22 protein-coding genes are annotated in these 18,263 nt (G+C 75.7%); 3 read left to right on the top strand and 19 right to left on the bottom strand.

The genetic code is table 11. The annotated features are described in order from the left end of the window. Positions 1 to 16 precede the first annotated feature (16 nt). A complete protein-coding gene (locus FXF50_RS18660) occupies positions 17 to 1,294 on the bottom strand; it encodes a low temperature requirement protein A (protein WP_222866077.1) in 1,278 nt (425 codons plus the stop codon). 68 nt (positions 1,295 to 1,362) lie between these two features. After that, positions 1,363 to 2,820, bottom strand: a complete 1,458-nt coding sequence (locus tag FXF50_RS18655; protein WP_148429549.1) for a PLP-dependent aminotransferase family protein — start codon at positions 2,818 to 2,820, stop codon at positions 1,363 to 1,365. Between the two features lie 58 nt (positions 2,821 to 2,878). Here FXF50_RS18655 and FXF50_RS18650 point away from each other — a divergent pair, with 58 nt between their 5' ends. Both FXF50_RS18650 and FXF50_RS18645 read left to right on the top strand, forming a co-directional pair. Further along, complete coding sequence (locus tag FXF50_RS18650) at positions 2,879 to 3,544, top strand: YitT family protein (RefSeq protein WP_148429547.1); 666 nt, start codon at positions 2,879 to 2,881, stop codon at positions 3,542 to 3,544. Positions 3,545 to 3,685: 141 nt separating this feature from the next. Then, positions 3,686 to 4,147 carry a hypothetical protein gene (locus tag FXF50_RS18645; protein ID WP_148429545.1) on the top strand — a complete coding sequence of 154 codons (462 nt, stop codon included), beginning with the start codon at positions 3,686 to 3,688 and terminating at the stop codon, positions 4,145 to 4,147. Between the two features lie 40 nt (positions 4,148 to 4,187). Here FXF50_RS18645 and hisF read toward each other — a convergent pair whose 3' ends face one another. The 12 genes from hisF to hisD form a co-directional block, all read right to left on the bottom strand. After that, complete coding sequence (hisF, locus tag FXF50_RS18640) at positions 4,188 to 4,955, bottom strand: imidazole glycerol phosphate synthase subunit HisF (RefSeq protein ID WP_148429543.1); 768 nt, start codon at positions 4,953 to 4,955, stop codon at positions 4,188 to 4,190. Between the two features lie 73 nt (positions 4,956 to 5,028). Next, complete coding sequence (locus FXF50_RS18635) at positions 5,029 to 6,027, bottom strand: NADP-dependent oxidoreductase (protein WP_148429541.1); 999 nt, start codon at positions 6,025 to 6,027, stop codon at positions 5,029 to 5,031. Beyond that, positions 6,024 to 6,449: an organic hydroperoxide resistance protein gene (locus FXF50_RS18630; RefSeq protein WP_148429745.1), complete on the bottom strand. Its 426-nt coding sequence runs from the start codon at positions 6,447 to 6,449 to the stop codon at positions 6,024 to 6,026. Before FXF50_RS18630 ends, FXF50_RS18635 begins: the two co-directional genes overlap by 4 nt. A gap of 5 nt (positions 6,450 to 6,454) precedes the next feature. Next, complete coding sequence (locus tag FXF50_RS18625) at positions 6,455 to 6,901, bottom strand: MarR family winged helix-turn-helix transcriptional regulator (RefSeq protein WP_148429539.1); 447 nt, start codon at positions 6,899 to 6,901, stop codon at positions 6,455 to 6,457. Between the two features lie 81 nt (positions 6,902 to 6,982). Next, positions 6,983 to 7,426, bottom strand: coding sequence for a RidA family protein (locus tag FXF50_RS18620; RefSeq protein WP_255510102.1), 444 nt, complete (start codon positions 7,424 to 7,426; stop codon positions 6,983 to 6,985). Continuing rightward, the gene (gene priA, locus FXF50_RS18615) at positions 7,423 to 8,151 is read right to left on the bottom strand and encodes a bifunctional 1-(5-phosphoribosyl)-5-((5-phosphoribosylamino)methylideneamino)imidazole-4-carboxamide isomerase/phosphoribosylanthranilate isomerase PriA (RefSeq protein WP_148429537.1); all 729 of its coding nucleotides are present in this window, start codon (positions 8,149 to 8,151) and stop codon (positions 7,423 to 7,425) included. The genes FXF50_RS18620 and priA overlap by 4 nt, the downstream gene beginning before the upstream one ends. 16 nt (positions 8,152 to 8,167) lie before the next feature. Next, complete coding sequence (locus FXF50_RS18610; protein WP_148429535.1) at positions 8,168 to 8,491, bottom strand: hypothetical protein; 324 nt, start codon at positions 8,489 to 8,491, stop codon at positions 8,168 to 8,170. 58 nt (positions 8,492 to 8,549) lie between these two features. After that, the gene (gene hisH, locus FXF50_RS18605) at positions 8,550 to 9,173 is read right to left on the bottom strand and encodes an imidazole glycerol phosphate synthase subunit HisH (protein WP_148429532.1); all 624 of its coding nucleotides are present in this window, start codon (positions 9,171 to 9,173) and stop codon (positions 8,550 to 8,552) included. Next, entirely contained in the window at positions 9,170 to 9,343 is a 174-nt protein-coding gene (locus FXF50_RS29365) for a hypothetical protein (protein ID WP_167544604.1), read from the bottom strand. Before FXF50_RS29365 ends, hisH begins: the two co-directional genes overlap by 4 nt. A gap of 58 nt (positions 9,344 to 9,401) precedes the next feature. After that, complete coding sequence (gene hisB / locus FXF50_RS18600; protein WP_148429530.1) at positions 9,402 to 10,013, bottom strand: imidazoleglycerol-phosphate dehydratase HisB; 612 nt, start codon at positions 10,011 to 10,013, stop codon at positions 9,402 to 9,404. After that, positions 10,010 to 11,083 (bottom strand): histidinol-phosphate transaminase, encoded by a 1,074-nt coding sequence (locus FXF50_RS18595; RefSeq protein WP_148429527.1) that lies wholly within the window; start codon positions 11,081 to 11,083, stop codon positions 10,010 to 10,012. Before FXF50_RS18595 ends, hisB begins: the two co-directional genes overlap by 4 nt. Beyond that, the gene (hisD, locus tag FXF50_RS18590; protein ID WP_148429525.1) at positions 11,080 to 12,402 is read right to left on the bottom strand and encodes a histidinol dehydrogenase; all 1,323 of its coding nucleotides are present in this window, start codon (positions 12,400 to 12,402) and stop codon (positions 11,080 to 11,082) included. The genes FXF50_RS18595 and hisD overlap by 4 nt, the downstream gene beginning before the upstream one ends. Positions 12,403 to 12,509: 107 nt before the next feature. Here hisD and FXF50_RS18585 point away from each other — a divergent pair, with 107 nt between their 5' ends. Next, positions 12,510 to 13,214 (top strand): LON peptidase substrate-binding domain-containing protein, encoded by a 705-nt coding sequence (locus FXF50_RS18585; RefSeq protein ID WP_148429523.1) that lies wholly within the window; start codon positions 12,510 to 12,512, stop codon positions 13,212 to 13,214. Here the strand turns inward: FXF50_RS18585 and FXF50_RS18580 are convergent. From FXF50_RS18580 to lspA, 5 genes are all read right to left on the bottom strand, one after another. Next, a complete protein-coding gene (locus FXF50_RS18580; protein WP_370464130.1) occupies positions 13,180 to 14,085 on the bottom strand; it encodes a DUF2567 domain-containing protein in 906 nt (301 codons plus the stop codon). The genes FXF50_RS18585 and FXF50_RS18580 overlap by 35 nt on opposite strands. Before the next feature lie 74 nt (positions 14,086 to 14,159). After that, entirely contained in the window at positions 14,160 to 15,671 is a 1,512-nt protein-coding gene (locus tag FXF50_RS18575; RefSeq protein ID WP_148429521.1) for an AAA family ATPase, read from the bottom strand. A gap of 140 nt (positions 15,672 to 15,811) precedes the next feature. Next, a complete protein-coding gene (locus FXF50_RS18570) occupies positions 15,812 to 16,672 on the bottom strand; it encodes a hypothetical protein (RefSeq protein WP_148429519.1) in 861 nt (286 codons plus the stop codon). Between the two features lie 7 nt (positions 16,673 to 16,679). Next, positions 16,680 to 17,624, bottom strand: a complete 945-nt coding sequence (locus FXF50_RS18565) for an RluA family pseudouridine synthase (protein ID WP_091320389.1) — start codon at positions 17,622 to 17,624, stop codon at positions 16,680 to 16,682. Then, the gene (lspA, locus tag FXF50_RS18560; RefSeq protein ID WP_148429517.1) at positions 17,621 to 18,223 is read right to left on the bottom strand and encodes a signal peptidase II; all 603 of its coding nucleotides are present in this window, start codon (positions 18,221 to 18,223) and stop codon (positions 17,621 to 17,623) included. Before lspA ends, FXF50_RS18565 begins: the two co-directional genes overlap by 4 nt. Positions 18,224 to 18,263 lie beyond the last annotated feature (40 nt).

Here is an 18,263-nt window from a genome sequence, read left to right as displayed (position 1 = left end):
CCGTACCGGAACGTGCCTACCGGCCGGGCTCGCCGCCGACGCCGTGCTCGGTGAGGAACTCGTCGCGCAGGGCGCGGCGGGCCGTGCCGAAGAGCACCACCTCGGCCCCCACCATGCCGGCGCAGACCACGGCGAGCAGCCCCAGCGCGGCCAGTGCGGGCAGGTGGTCGGCGACCGGCAGGAGCAGCACCAGCAGCACGGTGGTGGCGACCCGCGGCCAGTTGAGCGAGCGCATGTTGCGCAGCCGGAAGCCCACGTGCCCGAGCAGGTAGACGATCACGCCGCCGTAGAGGGCGAGCAGGCCCAGCCCGTGCAGCGGGTCGGTGAGCCGGTGGTGGGTGCCGTCCCCGACGTACGCCAGGACCTTCTTGAAGCCGAGGGCGAGCAGGATGATCCCGGCGACCATCGGCAGGTGCAGGTAGGTGTAGGAGTCCCGGCCCAGCGCGGCCCGTTCGGCGCCCCGCGCCCGCGCCAGCACCCGCTCGGCGGCGATCGACACCACGTCGAAGTACGCCCACCACAGCGCCGCTGCCACCGTGACGCCGAGGAACGAGGCCACGATGATCGGCCAGGAGATCGGCAGCGCGGTGATCCCGACGCCGATGGCGACGAGGGACTCCCCCAGCGCCACGATGATGATGAGGCCGTGCCGCTCCGTCCAGTGGGCGGCCGAGAGGATCTGCCAGCCCGCCGCGCCGATGGCCATGATGCCGCCGTAGTCGACCGCGAGGGCGCACACCCACAGGACGGTACGCAACGCGACGACGCGCCCCGGGTCGTCGGTGAGGTACGGCGGCAGCAGCGCGGCGGTGAAGAGCAGCACCGCCCCGCCCAGCATCGGCAGGGCGGCCCGCACCAGCTGCCGGCGCAGCCCGGCGTCGCCGCGGGCGGCGTACCAGTAGAGGGTCAGGTGCAGCACCCGGACGGCCAGGTAGCAGGCGGCGAAGACGACCGGGCCGGAGAGCCCGCCGGGCAGGTCGACGAACGCCTCGGGGATGGTCGCGGCGACCACGAACATGGTGGCGATCACCGCGAAGAGGACCACCCGGACCACGCCCTCGTCGGCCCGGACGGTGTTGCCGAGCCAGGCGTAGCAGCACCAGCACCACCAGAGCAGGGCCAGCAGCAGCAGGCCCCGACCCAGGCCGGGCCACGTCAGGTCGGTCGCCATGAGCGCGGTCACCTGGGTGAGCGCGTAGACGAAGACCAGGTCGAAGAAGAGTTCCAGCGGGGTGACCGAGGCGCCCTCGGTCATCACCCGCATCCGCGGCCCGCGCCGCGTTCCGTCCGTCACGGCGGACAGTCTGGCAGCCGGGCGGCCGGGACGCCGTCCCCGGGACGCCCGGCGCGCCCCAGGTCCGGTCAGGCGATGACGGAGGGCTCCCGCCACTGCGGACGGCCGGTGCGGTCCAGGTCGTAGCGGACCGCGGCGAGCCGGCCGACGGCCTCCTCCAGGTCCGCGGTGGGCAGCGTGAAGGGCAGCCGGAGGAACCGCTCAAGGGTGCCGTCCAGGCCGAACCGCGGTCCGGGCGCCAGGCGTACGCCGACCTCCTCGGCGGCCCGGGCCAGCGCGCTGGAGATCGGGCCGTCCAGCTCCGCCCAGAGCGTCACCCCGCCGCGCGGCACGGTGACCCGCCAGTCGGGCAGGCGGTCGGCCATCGCCTTGACGAGGGCGTCCCGCTGGGCGGCGAGCTGGATCCGCCGGGCGGCCACGATGCTGGGCCCCTGGGCCAGCAGGTGCACCGCGACGAGCTGGTCGAGCACCGGGCTGGCCATGTCCACGCCGACCCGGGCGGCGGCCAGCCGCTGCACCTGCGGGGCGGACGCCCGGACCCAGCCGATCCGCAGGCCACCCCAGTACGGCTTGCTCATCCCGCCGATGCTGATGACCCGGGAGTGCCGGTCGAAGGTGGCCACCGGCGGCGGCAGCGGGGTGCCGTCCAGCGGCAGGTCCACGAACGACTCGTCCACCACGAGGTCGGTGCCGGCGGCGTGCGCCGCGCCGACCAGCCGCTCGCGCAGGTCGGTCGCCATGAGGTGGCCGGTCGGGTTGTGGAACTCGGGGATCACGTACGCCAGCTTCGGCCGGGTCTGCCGGATGCTGCCCAGCAGCAGGTCGGCGTCCCAGCCGTCGCCGTCGGCGGCGAGACCGTGAGTGGTGATCCGGGCCCGCCGGGCCGACAGCGCGGCGAGGGCGTTCGGGTAGGTCGGTGACTCCACCAGCACCCCGCCGCCCGGCGACAGGGCCAGCCGCAGCACCAGGTCCAGCGCGTGCTGGGTGCCGCTGGTGACCATGATCTGTTCCGGGCTGGTCGGCAGCCCCCGGTCGGTGTACGCGCGGGCCACCGCCTCGCGCAGCTCGATGATGCCGGTCGGGTGGTAGCCGGCCCCGCCGAGGTAGCGGGGCAGGTCCTCGGCGGCGGCCCGGGCCGCGGGCACGAGCTGCGCCGGGGCGGAGAGCGCGGCCACCCCCAGGTCGATCATGTCCCGGTCGTCGAGCGGGGTCCAGAGCCCGGTGCTGGCCACCCGGTGCGTGCCCGGGAGCATGGTCCAGCTCCCGGCGCCCCGCCGGCTGGCCAGGTGGCCGGTCTCCCGGAGCTCCCGGTAGGCGGCGGTGACCGTGGTGCGGCTGATCCGCAGCGCCTCGGCCAGATCGCGCTCGGCCGGCAGGCGTACCCCGAGGGGGAGCCGGCCGTCGGCGAGCAGCCCGCGGACCGCGGCGGCGAGCGCGGCGTAGTCCGGGCTGCGCCGGCGGCCCGGTAGGGCGTGCCACTGCCCGAGGAGCCGAGCCAATTGGACGCCACGCACCTGACTCGTCATGGCCACCCCTCCTGAATTGGCTCTGTCGCGGGCAGGATTGGCCCCTAGGGTGGCATGCATGGCACCAATTGGCAATCTCCGGCACCGGCCCACCCGGCGGCTCGTCCAGCTCTACGCCGGGCTGGCCCTCTACGGCATCAGCATGGCGCTGATGATCCGGTCCGGCCTCGGGCTCGACCCGTGGGACGTGTTCCACCAGGGGCTCGCCCGACAGACCCACCTCTCCTTCGGCACGGTCACCATCGCGGTCGGCGCGCTCGTGCTGCTGCTCTGGATCCCGCTGCGGCAGCGTCCCGGCCTCGGCACCATCAGCAACGTCGTGGTGATCGGCCTGGTCGTCGACGCCACGCTGGCCCTGCTGCCGCCCGGCGACGGCCTGCCGGTCCGCGCCACCCTGCTGGTCTCCGGGATCGTCGCCAACGGCGCCGCCACCGGCCTCTACCTGGGCGCCGGGCTCGGCCCCGGCCCGCGCGACGGCCTCATGACCGGCTTCACGGCCCGCCGGCCCCGCTACTCCCTGCGGCTGGTGCGGACCGTGATCGAGGTGACCGTGCTGAGCCTGGGCTGGCTGCTCGGCGGCACCGTGGGCCTCGGCACCGTGGCGTACGCGCTGGCCATCGGGCCGCTCGCCCAGTTCTTCATCCCGATCTTCGCGGTGCCGGCCCGGCCGGCCGACGAGCCGGTGGTCGCCTGCGCGCCGGGGGCGGCCGGCGAGGCAGCCTGAACCGCCCTTCGACCACGCAGCGTCACCACCGCCGCGCCGCCCGCAGCGGAACGGGACGCGCCGGACGTCGCTGAGCTGCGGCGACGTCCGGCCGCGAAACCGGGTGTTTTCTCCGCCGCCGTCGCCGGGCATCATTCGTTCATGGGGGAGAACGGTTGGCGTTGGAGCGACGCCTGGATCTTCGTCTCACTGGTCATCGCGAGCGGCGCCGGTCGGCACCGCCGGGCCGCCGACACCCGGCGCCCGGAGGGCGTGCGCCTCGCCGACGTCCTCTCCACAGCCGACCACCTCAACCAGGCCATCCCCGAGCGGCACGAGGTGGAGGGCGCGGTCCGCCGGCTCGTCGACGCGGGCCTGGTCAGCGTCACCGACGGCTGGTTCCGGGTGACCCCGGACGGCGAGCGGCTCTGGCGCACCCGGCCCAGCGCCGGGCTGGGCACCACCGTCGACACCGTGCAGGGCGTGCTGAGCCGCGGCCCCGTGCCCGGCGAGTCCGACTGGCGGCTGGACGAGGACGACCACGCCGCCGCCGTGCAGGAGTACGTGGTCCGTTCGATCCCGATGCCCCGCCGCTCCCCCGAGGGTCACTCCGGCCGCCCCTGACCGGCGGCGGCTCCCCGCCGAGCCGACGGGCGGGCGGGCGTCAGCGGACCGGGTGGCCCGCGCCGCGCAGGGCGTCCTTGACCTCGCCGACGGTCAGCTCGCCGAAGTGGAAGACGCTCGCCGCGAGCACCGCGTCGGCGCCCGCGCCGATGGCCGGCGGGAAGTGGGCGACCTCGCCCGCCCCGCCGCTGGCGATCACCGGCACGTCAACCACCGCGCGGACCGCCTCGATCAGCGGCAGGTCGAAGCCGGCCTTGGTGCCGTCGGCGTCCATCGAGTTGAGCAGGATCTCCCCCGCGCCCAGTTCGGCGCCGCGCGCCGCCCACTCGACCGCGTCGAGTCCGGCGCCCCGGCGCCCGCCGTGCGTGGTCACCTCGAAGCCGCTCGGCGTGGCGCCGGCCGGCGCCCGGCGTACGTCGAGGGAGAGCACCAGCACCTGGCGGCCGAACCGGTCGGCGATCTCGGCGATCAGCTCGGGGCGGGCGATGGCCGCGGTGTTCACCCCGACCTTGTCCGCGCCGGCCCGCAGCAGGGTGTCGACGTCGGCGACCTGGCGGACGCCACCGCCGACGGTGAGCGGGATGAAGACCGACTCGGCGGTGCGCCGCACCACGTCGAGCATGGTGCCGCGGTCGCTGCTGGAGGCGGTGACGTCGAGGAAGGTCAGCTCGTCGGCGCCGGCCCGGTCGTACGCGGCCGCCAGCTCGACCGGGTCGCCGGCGTCGCGCAGGTCGAGGAAGTTGACCCCCTTGACCACCCGCCCGGCGTCCACGTCCAGACACGGGATCACCCGTACCGCCACCGTCATGCCGTGAGCCTATCCAACCGGCACGGCACGGCGGCCGGCCCAACCGGGCCGACCGCCGTGAACGAGTGCGGCGTCACACACGGACGAGCATCTTGCCCAGGTTCTCGCCGCGCAGCAGGCCGAGGAAGGCCTCCGGGGCCCGCTCGATGCCGTCGACCACCGTCTCGTCGTAGGTGATCCGGCCGTCCCGCAGCCAGCCGGCCATCTCCTGGACGAACTGCTCCCGCAGGTGCCCGTGGTCGCCGACCAGGAAGCCGCGCAGGGTGAGCCGCTTGCCGATGAGCAGCGCCAGGTTGCGCGGTGCGGCGGGCGGCTCGGTGGCGTTGTACTGCGCGATCATGCCGCAGATGGCGGCCCGGCCGTGCAGGTTCATGGCGCCGATGGCGGCCTCCAGGTGCTCGCCGCCGACGTTGTCGAAGTAGACGTCGACGCCGTCCGGCGCGGCGGCCCTGAGCTGGTCGCGGACCGGGCCGTCGTGGTAGTCGAACGCGGCGTCGAAGCCGAGCGCCCGCAGCCGCTCGACCTTGGCCGGCGAGCCGGCGCTGCCGATGACCCGGCCGGCGCCGCGCAGCTTGGCGATCTGCCCGACCATGCTGCCGACCGCGCCGGCCGCGCCGGAGACGAAGACCGTCTCGCCCGGCTTCATGGCCGCCACGTCGAGCAGCCCGGCGTACGCGGTCAGCCCGGTCATGCCGAGCACGCCCAGGTAGGCGGTGACCGGCGCCAGGTCCGGGTCGACCTTCCGGGCGCCCCGGGCGTCGACCAGCGCGTACTCCCGCCAGCCCAGGCCGTGCAGCACGGTGTCGCCGGGAGCGAAGCCCTCGGCCTCGCTCGCCACCACCTCGCCGACCGCACCGCCGTCGAGCGGGGCGTCGAGCGCGAACGGCGGCACGTACGACTTGACGTCGTTCATCCGCCCGCGCATGTACGGGTCCACCGACATGAACCGGTTGCGGACCACGAGCTGGCCGGGCCCCGGGGTGGGCACCTCGGTCTCGACGAGGCGGAAGTTGTCGGCGGTGGGCCAGCCCTGCGGGCGGGACGCCAGGTGGATCTCCCGGTTGGCGGTCATCGGGCGTCCCGGACGGTCAGGGTGACCTCGACGTTGCCCCGGGTCGCGTTGGAGTACGGGCAGACCTGGTGGGCCGCCTCGACGAGCTGCTGCGCGGCGGACCGCTCGACCACGGGCAGGTCGACCACCAGCGTGACGGCCAGGCCGTAGCCGCCGCTGCCGTTCGGGCCGATGCCCACCTCGGCCTCGACGACCGAGTTCGAGAGGTCCGCCCGGGCCTTACGGGCGACCAGGCGCAGCGCGGAGTGGAAGCAGGCGGCGTAGCCGGCCGCGAAGAGCTGCTCCGGGTTGGTCGCGCCGCCGGCGCCGCCCATCTCCTTCGGGACGGCCAGGTCCAGGTCGAGGCCGCCGTCGGAGGTGCGGACGTGGCCGTCCCGGCCGTCGCCGGTGGCCTGCGCGGACGCGGTGTAGAGCACCTGCATGGTGGTCACTGCTCCTTCTGTCGGTGGATCGTCTCGGTGACCCGGGTGAGGGTGTCGCGGAGGGCGACCAGCTCGGCCTCGGTGAGGCCGGTGGCGCGGGCCACCCGGCACGGCACCTCGTCCATCCGCTCCCGCAGGGCCCGGCCCTGCGCGGTGAGGCCCACCTCGACCCGGCGCTCGTCGGCCGCCGAGCGGGTACGCACCACCAGGCCGGCCGTCTCCAGCCGCTTGAGCAGCGGCGAGAGGGTGCCGGAGTCGAGCCGGAGCCGCGCGCCGAGCTCGGAGACCGTGGGGGCGTCGTCGCCGCGCTCCCAGAGGACCAGCAGCACCAGGTACTGCGGGTAGGTCAGGCCGTGCTCGTCGAGGATGGGCCGGTAGACGTCGGTGAGGGCGCGCGACGCCGCGTAGAGGGCGAAGCACACCTGCCGGCGCAGCACCAGATCATCGGTCACCCCGAAAACGTAGCCCGCAATTGAGTTGTGCACAACCGAACTGGCCGCGGAGTGGCCGCCCCCACACCGCGGGGAAGGCCGTCAGCGATCGCCGAGCCAGGCCTCCAGCTCGACCTCGACCAGGTGCTCCGGGTCGATCAGCCCGGCCACCACGACCATGGTGGCCACCGGACGGACGGCGCCGAACACCGCGTTGTGCGCCCGGCCCACCTCGTCGGCGTACATCCGGTCGGTCACGTACATCCGGGTGCGCACCACGTCGGCCGGCTCGGCGCCGACCTCGGCGAGCGCGTCCAGGCCGATCCGGATCGCCTGGGCGGTCTGCGCCGCGGCGTCGCCCACGTGGGCCACCCGGCCGTCCACCGTCGAGGTGCAGCCGGCGGTGATCGCCAGCTGTCCGGCGCGCACCACCCGGCAGTAGCCGTAGAGCGCCTCCCACGGCCCGCCCGAGCCCAGCCGGGTGACCGCCGCGCCGGCCGGCACGTCCGGCGCCGGCCGGGCGCCCTCACCCGCGACGGCCGTCACGCCCCGGCCCGCAGGGTGGCCATCGCCTCGGCGACGGTGAACGCCCCCGCGTAGAGCGCCTTGCCCGCGATCACGCCCTCCACGCCCACCGGCTCCAGGGTGGCCAGCGCGCGCAGGTCGTCCAGCGTGGACACGCCACCGGAGGCGATCACCGGGGCGTCGGTGCGGGAGCAGACCTCGCGCAGCAGGTCCAGGTTGGGCCCGCGCATGGTGCCGTCCTTGGTGATGTCCGTGACCACGTAGCGGGAGGCGCCGGCCTTGTCCAGCCGGGCCAGCACCTCGTAGAGGTCACCGCCGTCGCGGGTCCAGCCGCGCGCGGAGAGGGTACGGCCGCGCACGTCCAGCCCGATGGCCACCCGGTCGCCGTACTCGCCGCAGACCCGGTCGCACCACTCCGGGTCCTCCAGCGCGGCGGTGCCGATGTTCACCCGGGCCGCGCCGGTGCCCAGGGCGGCCTGCAACGACTCGTCGTCACGGATGCCGCCGGACAGCTCGACCTTCACGTCGAGCTGCCGGACCACCTCGGCCAGCAGGTGGGCGTTGGTGCCCCGGCCGAACGCGGCGTCCAGGTCGACCAGGTGGATCCACTCCGCGCCGTCGGCCTGCCAGGCGAGGGCGGCCTCCAGCGGGTCGCCGTACGCGGTCTCGCTGCCGGCGGCGCCCTGGACGAGCCGGACGGCCTGGCCGTCGGCGACGTCCACGGCGGGCAACAGGGTGAGGCTCAACGATCTACTCCTCGCATCAGGAACGACGGTCCAGGGCGATCACCACGACCGCGGGCAGGACCAGCAGCAACAACACGACCAGCGCCAGCCGCAGCGCCAGGTCGTCGACGAAACTCCAGATACCGGCCACCGCCGCGCCGGTGAGCAGCACGATGGCCGCCCGCTCCCCGCGGCTGTGCCGGCGCAGCCGGCCGGTGCGGCCCCGCCGCAGCCTCGGCGTGAACCGGCGGGCGACCACGCGCCGCCGCTCCCGCCGCGCCACCTTCCGGGCCCGCGCGACGCGTTCCCGCTCCAGCTCGGCCTGGCGGGCCTCCCGGCGGCGGGCCCGCTCCTTACTCACACTGCGCCACCGTTCGTTCGCGACTGCGGGGCTCGCAACCCCGGCTCACTCCTCGCGCTCACAGTGTGCCGAGCCAGTTGCGCAGCAGGGCCGCCCCGGTGTCGGCGGACTTCTCGGGGTGGAACTGGGCCGCCGACAGCGCGCCGCGCTCGACCCCGGCGACGAAGTCCGTGCCGTGGTGGGCGGTGGTGACGGTGGCCCCGGCGGCGGCCAGCGCCGCCGGTTCGGTTACCCCGTAGGAGTGGACGAAGTAGAACCGGGCGTCCGCCGGCAGGCCGGCGAAGAGCACCGAGCCGGCCGGAGCGTGCACGGTGTTCCAGCCCATGTGCGGCAGCCGCGGCGCGGGCAGCTTCGTCACCCCGCCGGGGAGCAGCCCGAGCCCCTTCGTGACCACGCCGTGCTCGTCGCCGTGCTCGAAGAGCACCTGCATGCCCACGCAGATGCCGAGCACCGGGCGGCCGGCGGCCACCCGCTCGGCGATGACCGGCCCCGCGCCCAGCTCCTCGATCCCGGCCATGCACGCCGCGTACGCGCCGACACCCGGCACCACCAGGCCCTCGGCCTCGGCGGCGGCGCTCAGGTCGGCGGTGACGGTGACGTCGGCGCCGGCCCGCTCCAGGGCGCGCTCGGCTGAGCGCAGGTTGCCCGAGCCGTAGTCGAGCACCACGACACGCCTGCTCACGACCCCTCCCCCGGCAGCAGCCAGAGCAGCCCGCCGGCGGTGGCCAGCACGGCCAGCAGCCCGGTGACCACCACGGCGGGGCGGGCGGCGCCCTGCTTGTAGAGCGACCAGGTGCCGCCGACCAGCACCCCGGCGAGGATCAGCAGCAGCGTCGGCAGTGCCCGCCCCATCAGAGCCGGCTTCCATTCACGACTGCGGTACTCCGCTGCGCTGCGTTCCTCGCGCTCATCAGAGGGCTCCCTTCGTGCTGGGAATCGCGCCGGCCGCCCGCGGGTCGATCGACGTGGCCTCGCGCAGCGCGCGGGAGACCGCCTTGAACTGGGCCTCCACCACGTGGTGGGCGTCCGGGTTGCCGCCCGGCCGGGCCGCCCGCAGCACGTCCACGTGCAGCGTGACCCGGGCGGCCTGACCGAACGACTCCCAGATGTGCCGGGTCATGCTCGTCGGGTAGACCGGCCCGATGTACGGCGCGAGCGCCGGCTCGTCGTGCACCACGTACGGCCGCCCGGAGAGGTCGACGGCGGCCCGGACCAGCACCTCGTCCATGGGGACGGTGGCCGAGCCGTACCGCCGGATGCCGGCCTTGTCCCCCAGCGCCTGGTCGAACGCGGCGCCCAGGGCCAGCGCGGTGTCCTCCATGGTGTGGTGGGCGTCGATCTCCAGGTCGCCGACCGTGTGCACGGTCAGGTCGAAGCCGCCGTGCCGGGCGATCTGGTTCAGCATGTGGTCGTAGAAGCCGACGCCGGTCTCGATGTCGGCCTTGCCGGTGCCGTCGAGGTCGATCTCGACGAGGACCTTGGTCTCCTTGGTGATCCGCTCCACCCGGGCGGTCCGGCTCATGACAGCTTCTCCATTGCAGACAGAAAGGCGTCGGTCTCGGCGGGGGTGCCGGCGGTGACCCGCAGCCAGCCGGGCAGGCCGACGTCGCGGACCAGCACGCCGGCGTCGAGCAGGGTGCGCCACGCCGCGGCCTGGTCGCCGCCGACCTCGAAGAGCACGAAGTTGGCGTCGCTGTCGGCCACCCGGCGCCCGCGGGCGCGCAGCTCGGCGACGATCCGGTCGCGCTGCTCCATGATCGCGGCGACCGTGCCGAGCAGGGCGTCGCGGTGGGCCAGCGCCGCGCGGGCGGCGGCCTGGGTGAGCGCCGAGAGGTGGTACGGCAGCCGGACCAGCTGCACGGCCCGCACCACGGCCGGGTCGGCCGCCAGGTAGCCGAGCCGGCCACCGGCGAAGCCGAACGCCTTGCTCATGGTCCGGGTCACCACCAGCCGGGGGTGCCCGGGCAGCACGGCGAGCGCGCTGACCGTGCCGGGCCGGGCGAACTCGGCGTACGCCTCGTCCACGACCACCATGCCGGGCGCCTCGGCCAGCACGGCGGCCACCACCGCCGGGTCGAGCGCGGTGCCGGTCGGGTTGTTCGGCGAGCAGAGGAAGACCACGTCGGGCCGGTGCGCCCGGACCTGGGCGACGGCGTCGGCGGCGGCCAGCCCGAAGTCCGCGTCGCGGGCGGCCGGGATCCAGCCGGTGCCGGTGCCGAGCGCCAGCAGCGGGTGCATCGAGTACGCCGGCGTGAAGCCGAGCGCGGTGCGTCCGGGGCCGCCGAACGCCTGGAGCAGCTGCTGCTGGATCTCGTTGGAGCCGTTGGCCGCCCACACCTGGTCGACGGTGAGCCCGTGGCCCAGGTACTCCGCCAGGTCGGCGCGGAGCGCCACGGCGTCCCGGTCGGGATAGCGGTTGAGGTCGCGCAGCTCGGCGGAGAGGGCCTTGCCGATCGCCTCCACCACCGGCTCGGGCACCGGGTAGGAGTTCTCGTTGGTGTTCAGCCGCACCGGCACGTCGAGCTGCGGCGCCCCGTACGGCGTCAGGCCCCGCAGGTCGTCGCGGATCGGCAGGTCGTCGAGGGTGGTCACGAGGTCGCCCCCGGGAAGCGCACGCTGACCGCCTGGCCGTGCGCCGGCAGGTCCTCGACGCCGGCCAGGGTGACCACGTGCGGGGCCACCTCGCGCAACGCGTCCCGCGTGTATTCCACCAGGTGGACGCCGCGCAGGAAGGACTGCACCGACAGGCCGGAGGAGTGCCGGGCGCAGCCGCCGGTGGGCAGCACGTGGTTGGAGCCGGCGCAGTAGTCGCCGAGCGACACCGGCGACCAGGCGCCCACGAAGATCGCCCCGGCGTTGCGCACCCGCAGCGCCCACTCGCGCGCGTCGACGGTCTGGATCTCCAGGTGCTCGGCCGCGTACGCGTCGACCACCCGCAGCCCGGCCTCCAGGTCGTCGACGAGGACGACGCCGCTCTGCTCGCCGCGCAGGGCGGTGCCGATCCGCTCGGCGTGCTTGGCCGCCGGCACCTGCCGGGCCAGCTCGGCGTCGACCGCGTCGGCGAGCGCCACCGACGGGGTGACCAGCACGCTGGCCGCGAGGGGGTCGTGCTCGGCCTGGCTGATCAGGTCGGCGGCGACGTGCGCCGGGTCGGCCGTGTCGTCGGCCAGGATGGCGATCTCGGTGGGGCCGGCCTCGGCGTCGATGCCCACCACGCCGCGCAGCAGCCGCTTCGCGGCGGTCACCCAGATGTTGCCGGGGCCGGTGATCATGTCGACGGCCTCGCAGCGCTCGGCGCCCTCGGGGTCGACGGTCGCCCCGTAGGCCAGCATGGCCACGGCCTGGGCGCCGCCGACGGCGTAGACCTCGTCGACGCCGAGCAGCGCGCAGGCGGCGAGCACCCGCTGGTCGGGCAGGCCGCCGTTGTCCTTCTGCGGCGGGCTGACCACCACCAGCGAGCGGACCCCGGCCGCCTGGGCGGGGACCACGTTCATCACCACGGTCGACGGGTACATGGCCAGCCCGCCGGGGACGTAGAGGCCCACCCGGTCGACCGGCACCCAGCGCTCGGTCACCGTGCCGCCCGGCACCACCTGGGTGGTGTGGTCGACGCGGCGCTGGTCGGCGTGGACCTTGCGGGCCCGGGTGATCGACTCCAGCAGCGCGGCGCGGACCTGCGGGTCGAGGGTGTCCTCGGCGGCGCGGATCACCTCGACCGGCACCCGCAGGCGCTCGGGAGAGACCCCGTCGAACCGTTCGCTCGCCTCCCGGATCGCCGGGTACCCATGCTCCCGGACCGCCTCCACGAGGGGGCGGATCCTCTCGACGGCCACGGAGACGTCGAGCTGGGCACGGGGCAGCAGGCGGCGCGGGTCGCGCGCGCCGCCGCGCAGGTCGATCCGATTCAACACCCTTGCGAGTCTAGGCCGCCCGTCCGCGCGCCGACCGGAGCCGCCCGTACGCCGGGACGGTGAGCCGGGACACGCCGCCGCGGCGCGCTCGGGATACTCTCGATCACGTGACCGCACGGCTGCCGGTTTTCCCGCTCGGGACGGTCCTGTTCCCGGGGCTGGTTCTCCCGCTGCACATCTTCGAGGAGCGCTACCGGGCGCTGGTGCGCCACCTCGTCGGGCTGCCCGAGGGCGCGCCGCGCGAGTTCGGGGTGGTGGCCATCCGGGCCGGCTGGGAGGTCGCGCCGGCCGGGCCGCCGGACCGCTCCGGCCCCGCCGGCGGCGAGGTCACGCTGCACGAGGTGGGCTGCACCGCCGAGCTGCGGCAGGTCACCGAGCTGGCCGACGGCGGGTTCGACATCGTCACCGTGGGCCGGCGGCGGTTCCGCATCGCCGAGGTCGACGACGCCGCCGCGCCGTACCTGACCGCCGAGGTGGAGTGGCTGCCCGAGCCGGCCGGCGCCGACGAGGTGGCCGACCTGCTGGCCGCCCGGGTGATCTCGGTCTTCCGGCAGTACCTGAGCCTGGTCCGGCCGGACCCGCAGGAGATCTCCGAGCAGCTCCCCGAGGACCCGACGGTGCTGTCGCACCTGGTCGCGGCCACCGCGGCGCTGACCGTCGACGACCGGCAGCGGCTGCTCGCCATCGACGACACCGCCGGCCGGCTCCGGGCCGAGCTGCGGCTGCTGCACCGGGAGACCACCCTGCTGCGCGAGGTCCGGGCCGTCCCGGTGCCGCTCAGCGAGCTGGCTGGTCCCCCGGCTCCGAACTGATCCCCGGCCCGCCGGGCGCCCAGCCGCCGTCCCACTGCGGCTCCGGCCGCAGCGACGGCCACCGCGACCAGCCGGCCAGCAGGGTGTACGTCACGGCCGCGCCGAACGCCGCGAGCAGCAGGTTGCCGTGCGGGACGGGCAGCGGCCCGTACCAGTCGATGCCGCCGGCGCGCAGGTCGGCGGGCTTGGTGAAGTCGGTGCCGGGCGGCGCGGTGTCCAGCAGCCGATGGAAGGTGCCGAGCCCGATCCGGCGGCCCACCTGCCAGGCCACGACCGCCGCGCCGAGCCCGCCGAGCGTGCCGGCGACCAGGCCGGCCGGGCCACGCCGGCGGCGCAGCACCACCCACAGGGTGATCGCGGCGAGCACCCCGAAGCCCAACGCGAGCAGGCTGAACCAGCCGTCCGCGGCGATCGGCTGCTCCGGTTGCGGGGTGGCGTAGACGGCCCCCTCGGCGGTCATCCGCACCGGCGTGCCGGGGGCCACCAGCGCCCAGAGCAGGCCCAGGGGCGCCCCGAGCACGGTCAGCAGCAGCGCCGCGCCGAGCGCGACGGCGGCGGCCCGGCCGCCGGCCCGCCGGGTGGCGGCCGGCACGCCGGGCACCTCCCCGACCACGCCGGGATAGCCGGCGAGCGGGTCCGCGCCGGGCGCGGTCACCGGGGTGCCGGCGGGCACCGGCAGGCCGCCGGGCCAGCCGGGCGGCTCGCTCTCGCCCGGGGACCGGGCGGGCAGGTGGCCCTCCGTCCCGGCGGTCGGGGAGCTTCCCGTGTCGCCGGTCGGGGCGTGCTCCGCGCCGGCGGGCGGGCGGGCGGCGGCGCCGGGCGCGCCGGGACCGTCGGCGACCCGCTCGGGATCAGAGGTGTCCGGACTCACCCGGTGATCCTCTCAGGCGGCGGGGCGGCGCGGGGCGGCGGTGGCGGCGGTGGCGGTGGCGGTGGCGGTGGCGGTCAGCGGGCGAACGGTTCCAGCATCACCGAGGCGGCCGTGAGCCAGCGCTGCCGGGTCTCCGCCTGGAGCTGGTGGTACTCGATCGAGGAGCCGGTCTCCAGCGCCGGGTCGTAGGGCACCACGGCCACCGACCGGGTGCGGGTGGCGAAGTGCCGCTCCAGGTCGTCCTGGAGCGGCGTGCGACCGGGGGTGGGGCAGGAGATCAGGGTGACCGCGTTGTCGGCCAGCTCGCCCATGCCCTCCTCGTGCAGCAGGTCGAGCATCCAGTCGGCGCTGAACGCGGCGTCCTCGCGGGGCACGGTGGTCACCACGAGCTGGTCGGCGGCCTGCATGACGGTGCGCCAGTTGGGGCTCTCCACGTTGTTGCCGGTGTCCACGCAGACCACGTCGTGGGTGCGGCGCAGCAGCTCCAGCACCCGTTTGACGGTGAACTGGTCCAGGCGCTGGGCGAAGCGCGGGCTCTCCTCGCCGGCCAGCACGTCGTACGAGCCGTCGGAGGCGTGCCGGAGGTAGTCGTCGAGATGCTCCAGCAGGGTGGCGCCCTCCAGGATCTCGATCTGCGCGAGGTCGTGGATCAGGTGCCGGATGGTGCGCGCGTGCCGGGCGCTGCCGGCGCGCAGGCCGAGGGTGCCGCGCAGCTCGTTGTCGTCCCAGGCGAGCACCCCGCGCCCGCGGACGCTGCCCACGGTGGCCGCGGCGAGCACGGTGGCGGTGGTCTTGTGCACGCCGCCCTTGGGGTTGGCGAAGGCGAGCACCCGGGGCGCGCCCAGCTCGCGGCGGAGCACCCCGGCCGCGCGCTCCAGCTCGGTCTCCGGCTCCGGGGCGCGCCACTCCACCCGCGCCGGCTCGATCCGGGGCGGCTCGATGCGGGCCGGCTCGGGAACGGGATGGGCCTCCGGGCGGTAGCGGCCCCGGTCCAGTAACGCGTAGCGGGACTCCGCCGGGGGCGGGTCGGGCTGGTAGCCGCCGTCGAGCAGGGCGTACCGGGACTCGACCGAGGCGGTGCCGCGGCCGCGCGGCGGAGGCTCGGGGTAGCCCGGCTCCGGCGGGCGGACCGGCTCGGCCCGCCAGGACGGCTCGGCGCGCGGCTCCGGCTCGGCGCGGTAGGCGGGCTCCGCCTGGTACGCCGGCTCGCCGCGGTAGGCGGGCTCCGCCTGGTACGCCGGCTCGCCGCGGTAGGCGGGCTCCGCCTGGTACGCCGGCTCGCCGCCGTAGCGCGGGTCGACCCGGTAGGTCGGCTCCACCCGGTAGGTCGCCTCGACCCGGTAGGCCGGTTCGGCCCCGAACGACGGGTCGGCGGGGCGGGCGACGGCCTGCGCCCGGCCCGTCCAACCGGTGCCGGCGGCGCGGCGGGGCAGCGTCTCCGGGGGCGGCGCCGGGGTCTCCTCGGCGCGGTGGTCGACGTCGTGGTGCTCGGCGCCGCGACCGGCGAGCCGGGCCCGGTCGAGCAGCGCCCGCCACCGTGGGGCGGGCTCAGCCTGCCGACCCCAACCGGTCTCGCTGCCGTCCACGGCCTCGCCCCTCCCCAGCCCATCGATCTCCGCCTGACAGGCTACGAACGAAACCCTATTCGGACCACACCCCGCTTGGCACATCCCCCGGTGGCCCTCCTCACCGCTGGCCGGGCCCCGACGCCGCCCACCAGCACGTCTCAGGAGGTGGGAGCGGGATTGGGCGGTCCCGCTCCGGCGCCGGGCCGGCCGGCGGTCGGTGAGGATCCGGTCACCGTCGGTGCGGCTTCCGACGAATCGCCCATACCGGCGCTCGGCGCGAGTCCGGTGTCGGCCGGCGGTCGGGCCACGTCCCGCTGCTCCGGCAGCGGCGGGGTGAACACCGTCCGGTCCAACCGGGTCACCTCCGGGGCGGGGTCGACCGCGCGGACGCCGGGTCGGGCGGCCAGCGCCCGCAGGGCGTCCGGGGCGTCCCGGACCACGGCGGCGTAGACGCACGCGCAGCCCGCCCGGTAGCCGGCCGCCTCCCGCGCCGCCACGGCGGCCCCGGTGTCGTACACCCGGCGCAGCTCGGGATCGGCGGTGGCGGCCGGGGCGGCGGCGCGCGCCCGGTAGTCGGCGGCCTCCCGGTCCTTGCGCCCGGCCACCTCGGCCATCCCGGCGACCACGTCGTCGGGCAGGCGCAGCGCGGCGATCCGGACGATCTCGGTCTGCCGCCCGGGCACCGGCACCCGGGCCACCACCGCGGAGACCGGGGCGCCGCCCAGCGCGGTCGCCACCTGCGCCGGCGTCAGGTACGCGGCGAACGAGACCAGGGCGTAGCCGCCGGGCGCCGGGGCGTCGAGGCGGGCCAGTTCGTCGCCGGCGGCGCGCAGGTAGGCCGGGACGGAGGCGCCGTCGGCCACCCCGACCCGGGTCACCTCGCCCACCGTGCGGTCCCCCACCGGCCGGTCCCCCCGCTGCGCGAGGGCGACCACCAGCACCACGAGCGCGCAGGCCAGGGCGAGCCAGGTGAGCGCGGCGGAGCGCGACCGGCGCGACGGCTCGGTGTCGGTGCTCATCGGCGGGTCAGTCGCGGAGGATCTCCAGCGCCCGGGCCAGGTCGTCCGGGTATTCGCTGACGAACGTGACCTCGTCACCGGTGCGCGGGTGCAGGAAGCTCAGCGAGCGCGCGTGCAGCCACTGCCGGCTCAGGCCGAGCCGGGCGGACAGGGTCGGGTCGGCGCCGTAGGTGAGGTCGCCCACGCAGGGGTGCCGCAGCGTGGAGAAGTGCACCCGGATCTGGTGGGTACGCCCGGTCTCCAGCCGCACGTCGAGCAGGCTGGCCGAGGGGAACGCCTCGAGGGTGTCGTAGTGGGTGATGCTCGGCTTGCCGCCGGAGACCACCGCCCAGCGGTAGTCGTGGTGCGGGTGCCGGTCGATCGGCGCGTCGATGGTGCCGCGTAGCGGGTCCGGGTGGCCCTGCACCACGGCGTGGTAGCGCTTCTCCACCTCGCGGTACTTGAACGCCCGCTTCAACGCGGTGTACGCCTGCTCGCTCTTGGCCACCACCATGACGCCGGTGGTGCCCACGTCGAGCCGGTGCACCACGCCCTGCCGCTCGGCGGCGCCGCTCGTGGAGATCCGGTGGCCGATCCCGGCCAGCCCGCCGATCACGGTCGGGCCGGTCCAGCCGGGGCTGGGGTGGGCGGCCACCCCGACCGGCTTGTCCACCACCACGATGTCGTCGTCGGCGTAGACCACGGTGAGGCCGGGCACCGCCTGCGGCACCACGGTCGGCGGGGCGGCCGGCGCGGGCAGCGTGACCTCCAGCCAGGAGCCCGCCTTGACCTTGTGCGAGTTGGGCCGGACCGCGCCGTCGACCAGCGCGTCGCCGGCGTCGACGAGCGCCGCGGCGGCCGTGCGCGACAGCCCGAAGAGCCGGGAGACGGCCTGGTCCAGCCGCATACCGTCGAGCCCGTCCGGGACGGGGAGGGACCGGTGATCGCCGCCCGCGGCGAAGGCGGAGGTCACGCGCGCTCCCGCTGCTCGGCGGGGGCCTCGTCGCCGGACCGCTCGGCGGGGGCCCGGGAGCCGTCCCGCTGCCGGCCGGTCAGCTCCAGGAACACCGCCAGCAGCACGCCGCAGACCAGCGAGCTGTCGGCCAGGTTGAACACCGGCCAGACCTGCCCGTACGGGTCGAAGAGGCTGACCATGTCGACCACGTGGCCGACGAAGTGCCCGGGGGCGCGGAAGATCCGGTCGGTGAGGTTGCCCAGCGCCCCGCCCAGGACCAGCCCGAGCGACACGGCCCAGGGCAGCGACCGCAGCCGCAGCGCCATCCAGGCGATCCAGGCGACCACGCCGATGGTGATCAGCGGGAAGACCCAGGTGTGGTCGGAGCCGATGCTCCACGCGGCGCCGCTGTTGCGGGTCAGGCTGAGGTAGACCGCGCCGCCGAGCAGCGACACCGGCCCCCGCCCGGTCAGCTCCGAGAGCGCGAGCTGCTTGGTGACCAGGTCGGCGACGAGCGAGGCCAGGGCCACGCCGAGCAGCAGGCCGGTCGCCTTGCGGCGGGGCGTGCCGGTGCCCGGGTCGGCCGTGCCGGACCCGGCGGGCGGTGCTGCGGTCATCTGCTCCCCATCGACGCTCGCGACGGTGGCGGTCACCGTC

The organism is Micromonospora sp. AP08 (genome assembly GCF_008085935.1).
Lineage (GTDB): Bacteria > Actinomycetota > Actinomycetes > Mycobacteriales > Micromonosporaceae > Micromonospora > Micromonospora chersina.
The sequence above is the reverse complement of the archived record's forward strand: the minus strand, read 5'-3'. Positions and strand labels throughout refer to the sequence as shown.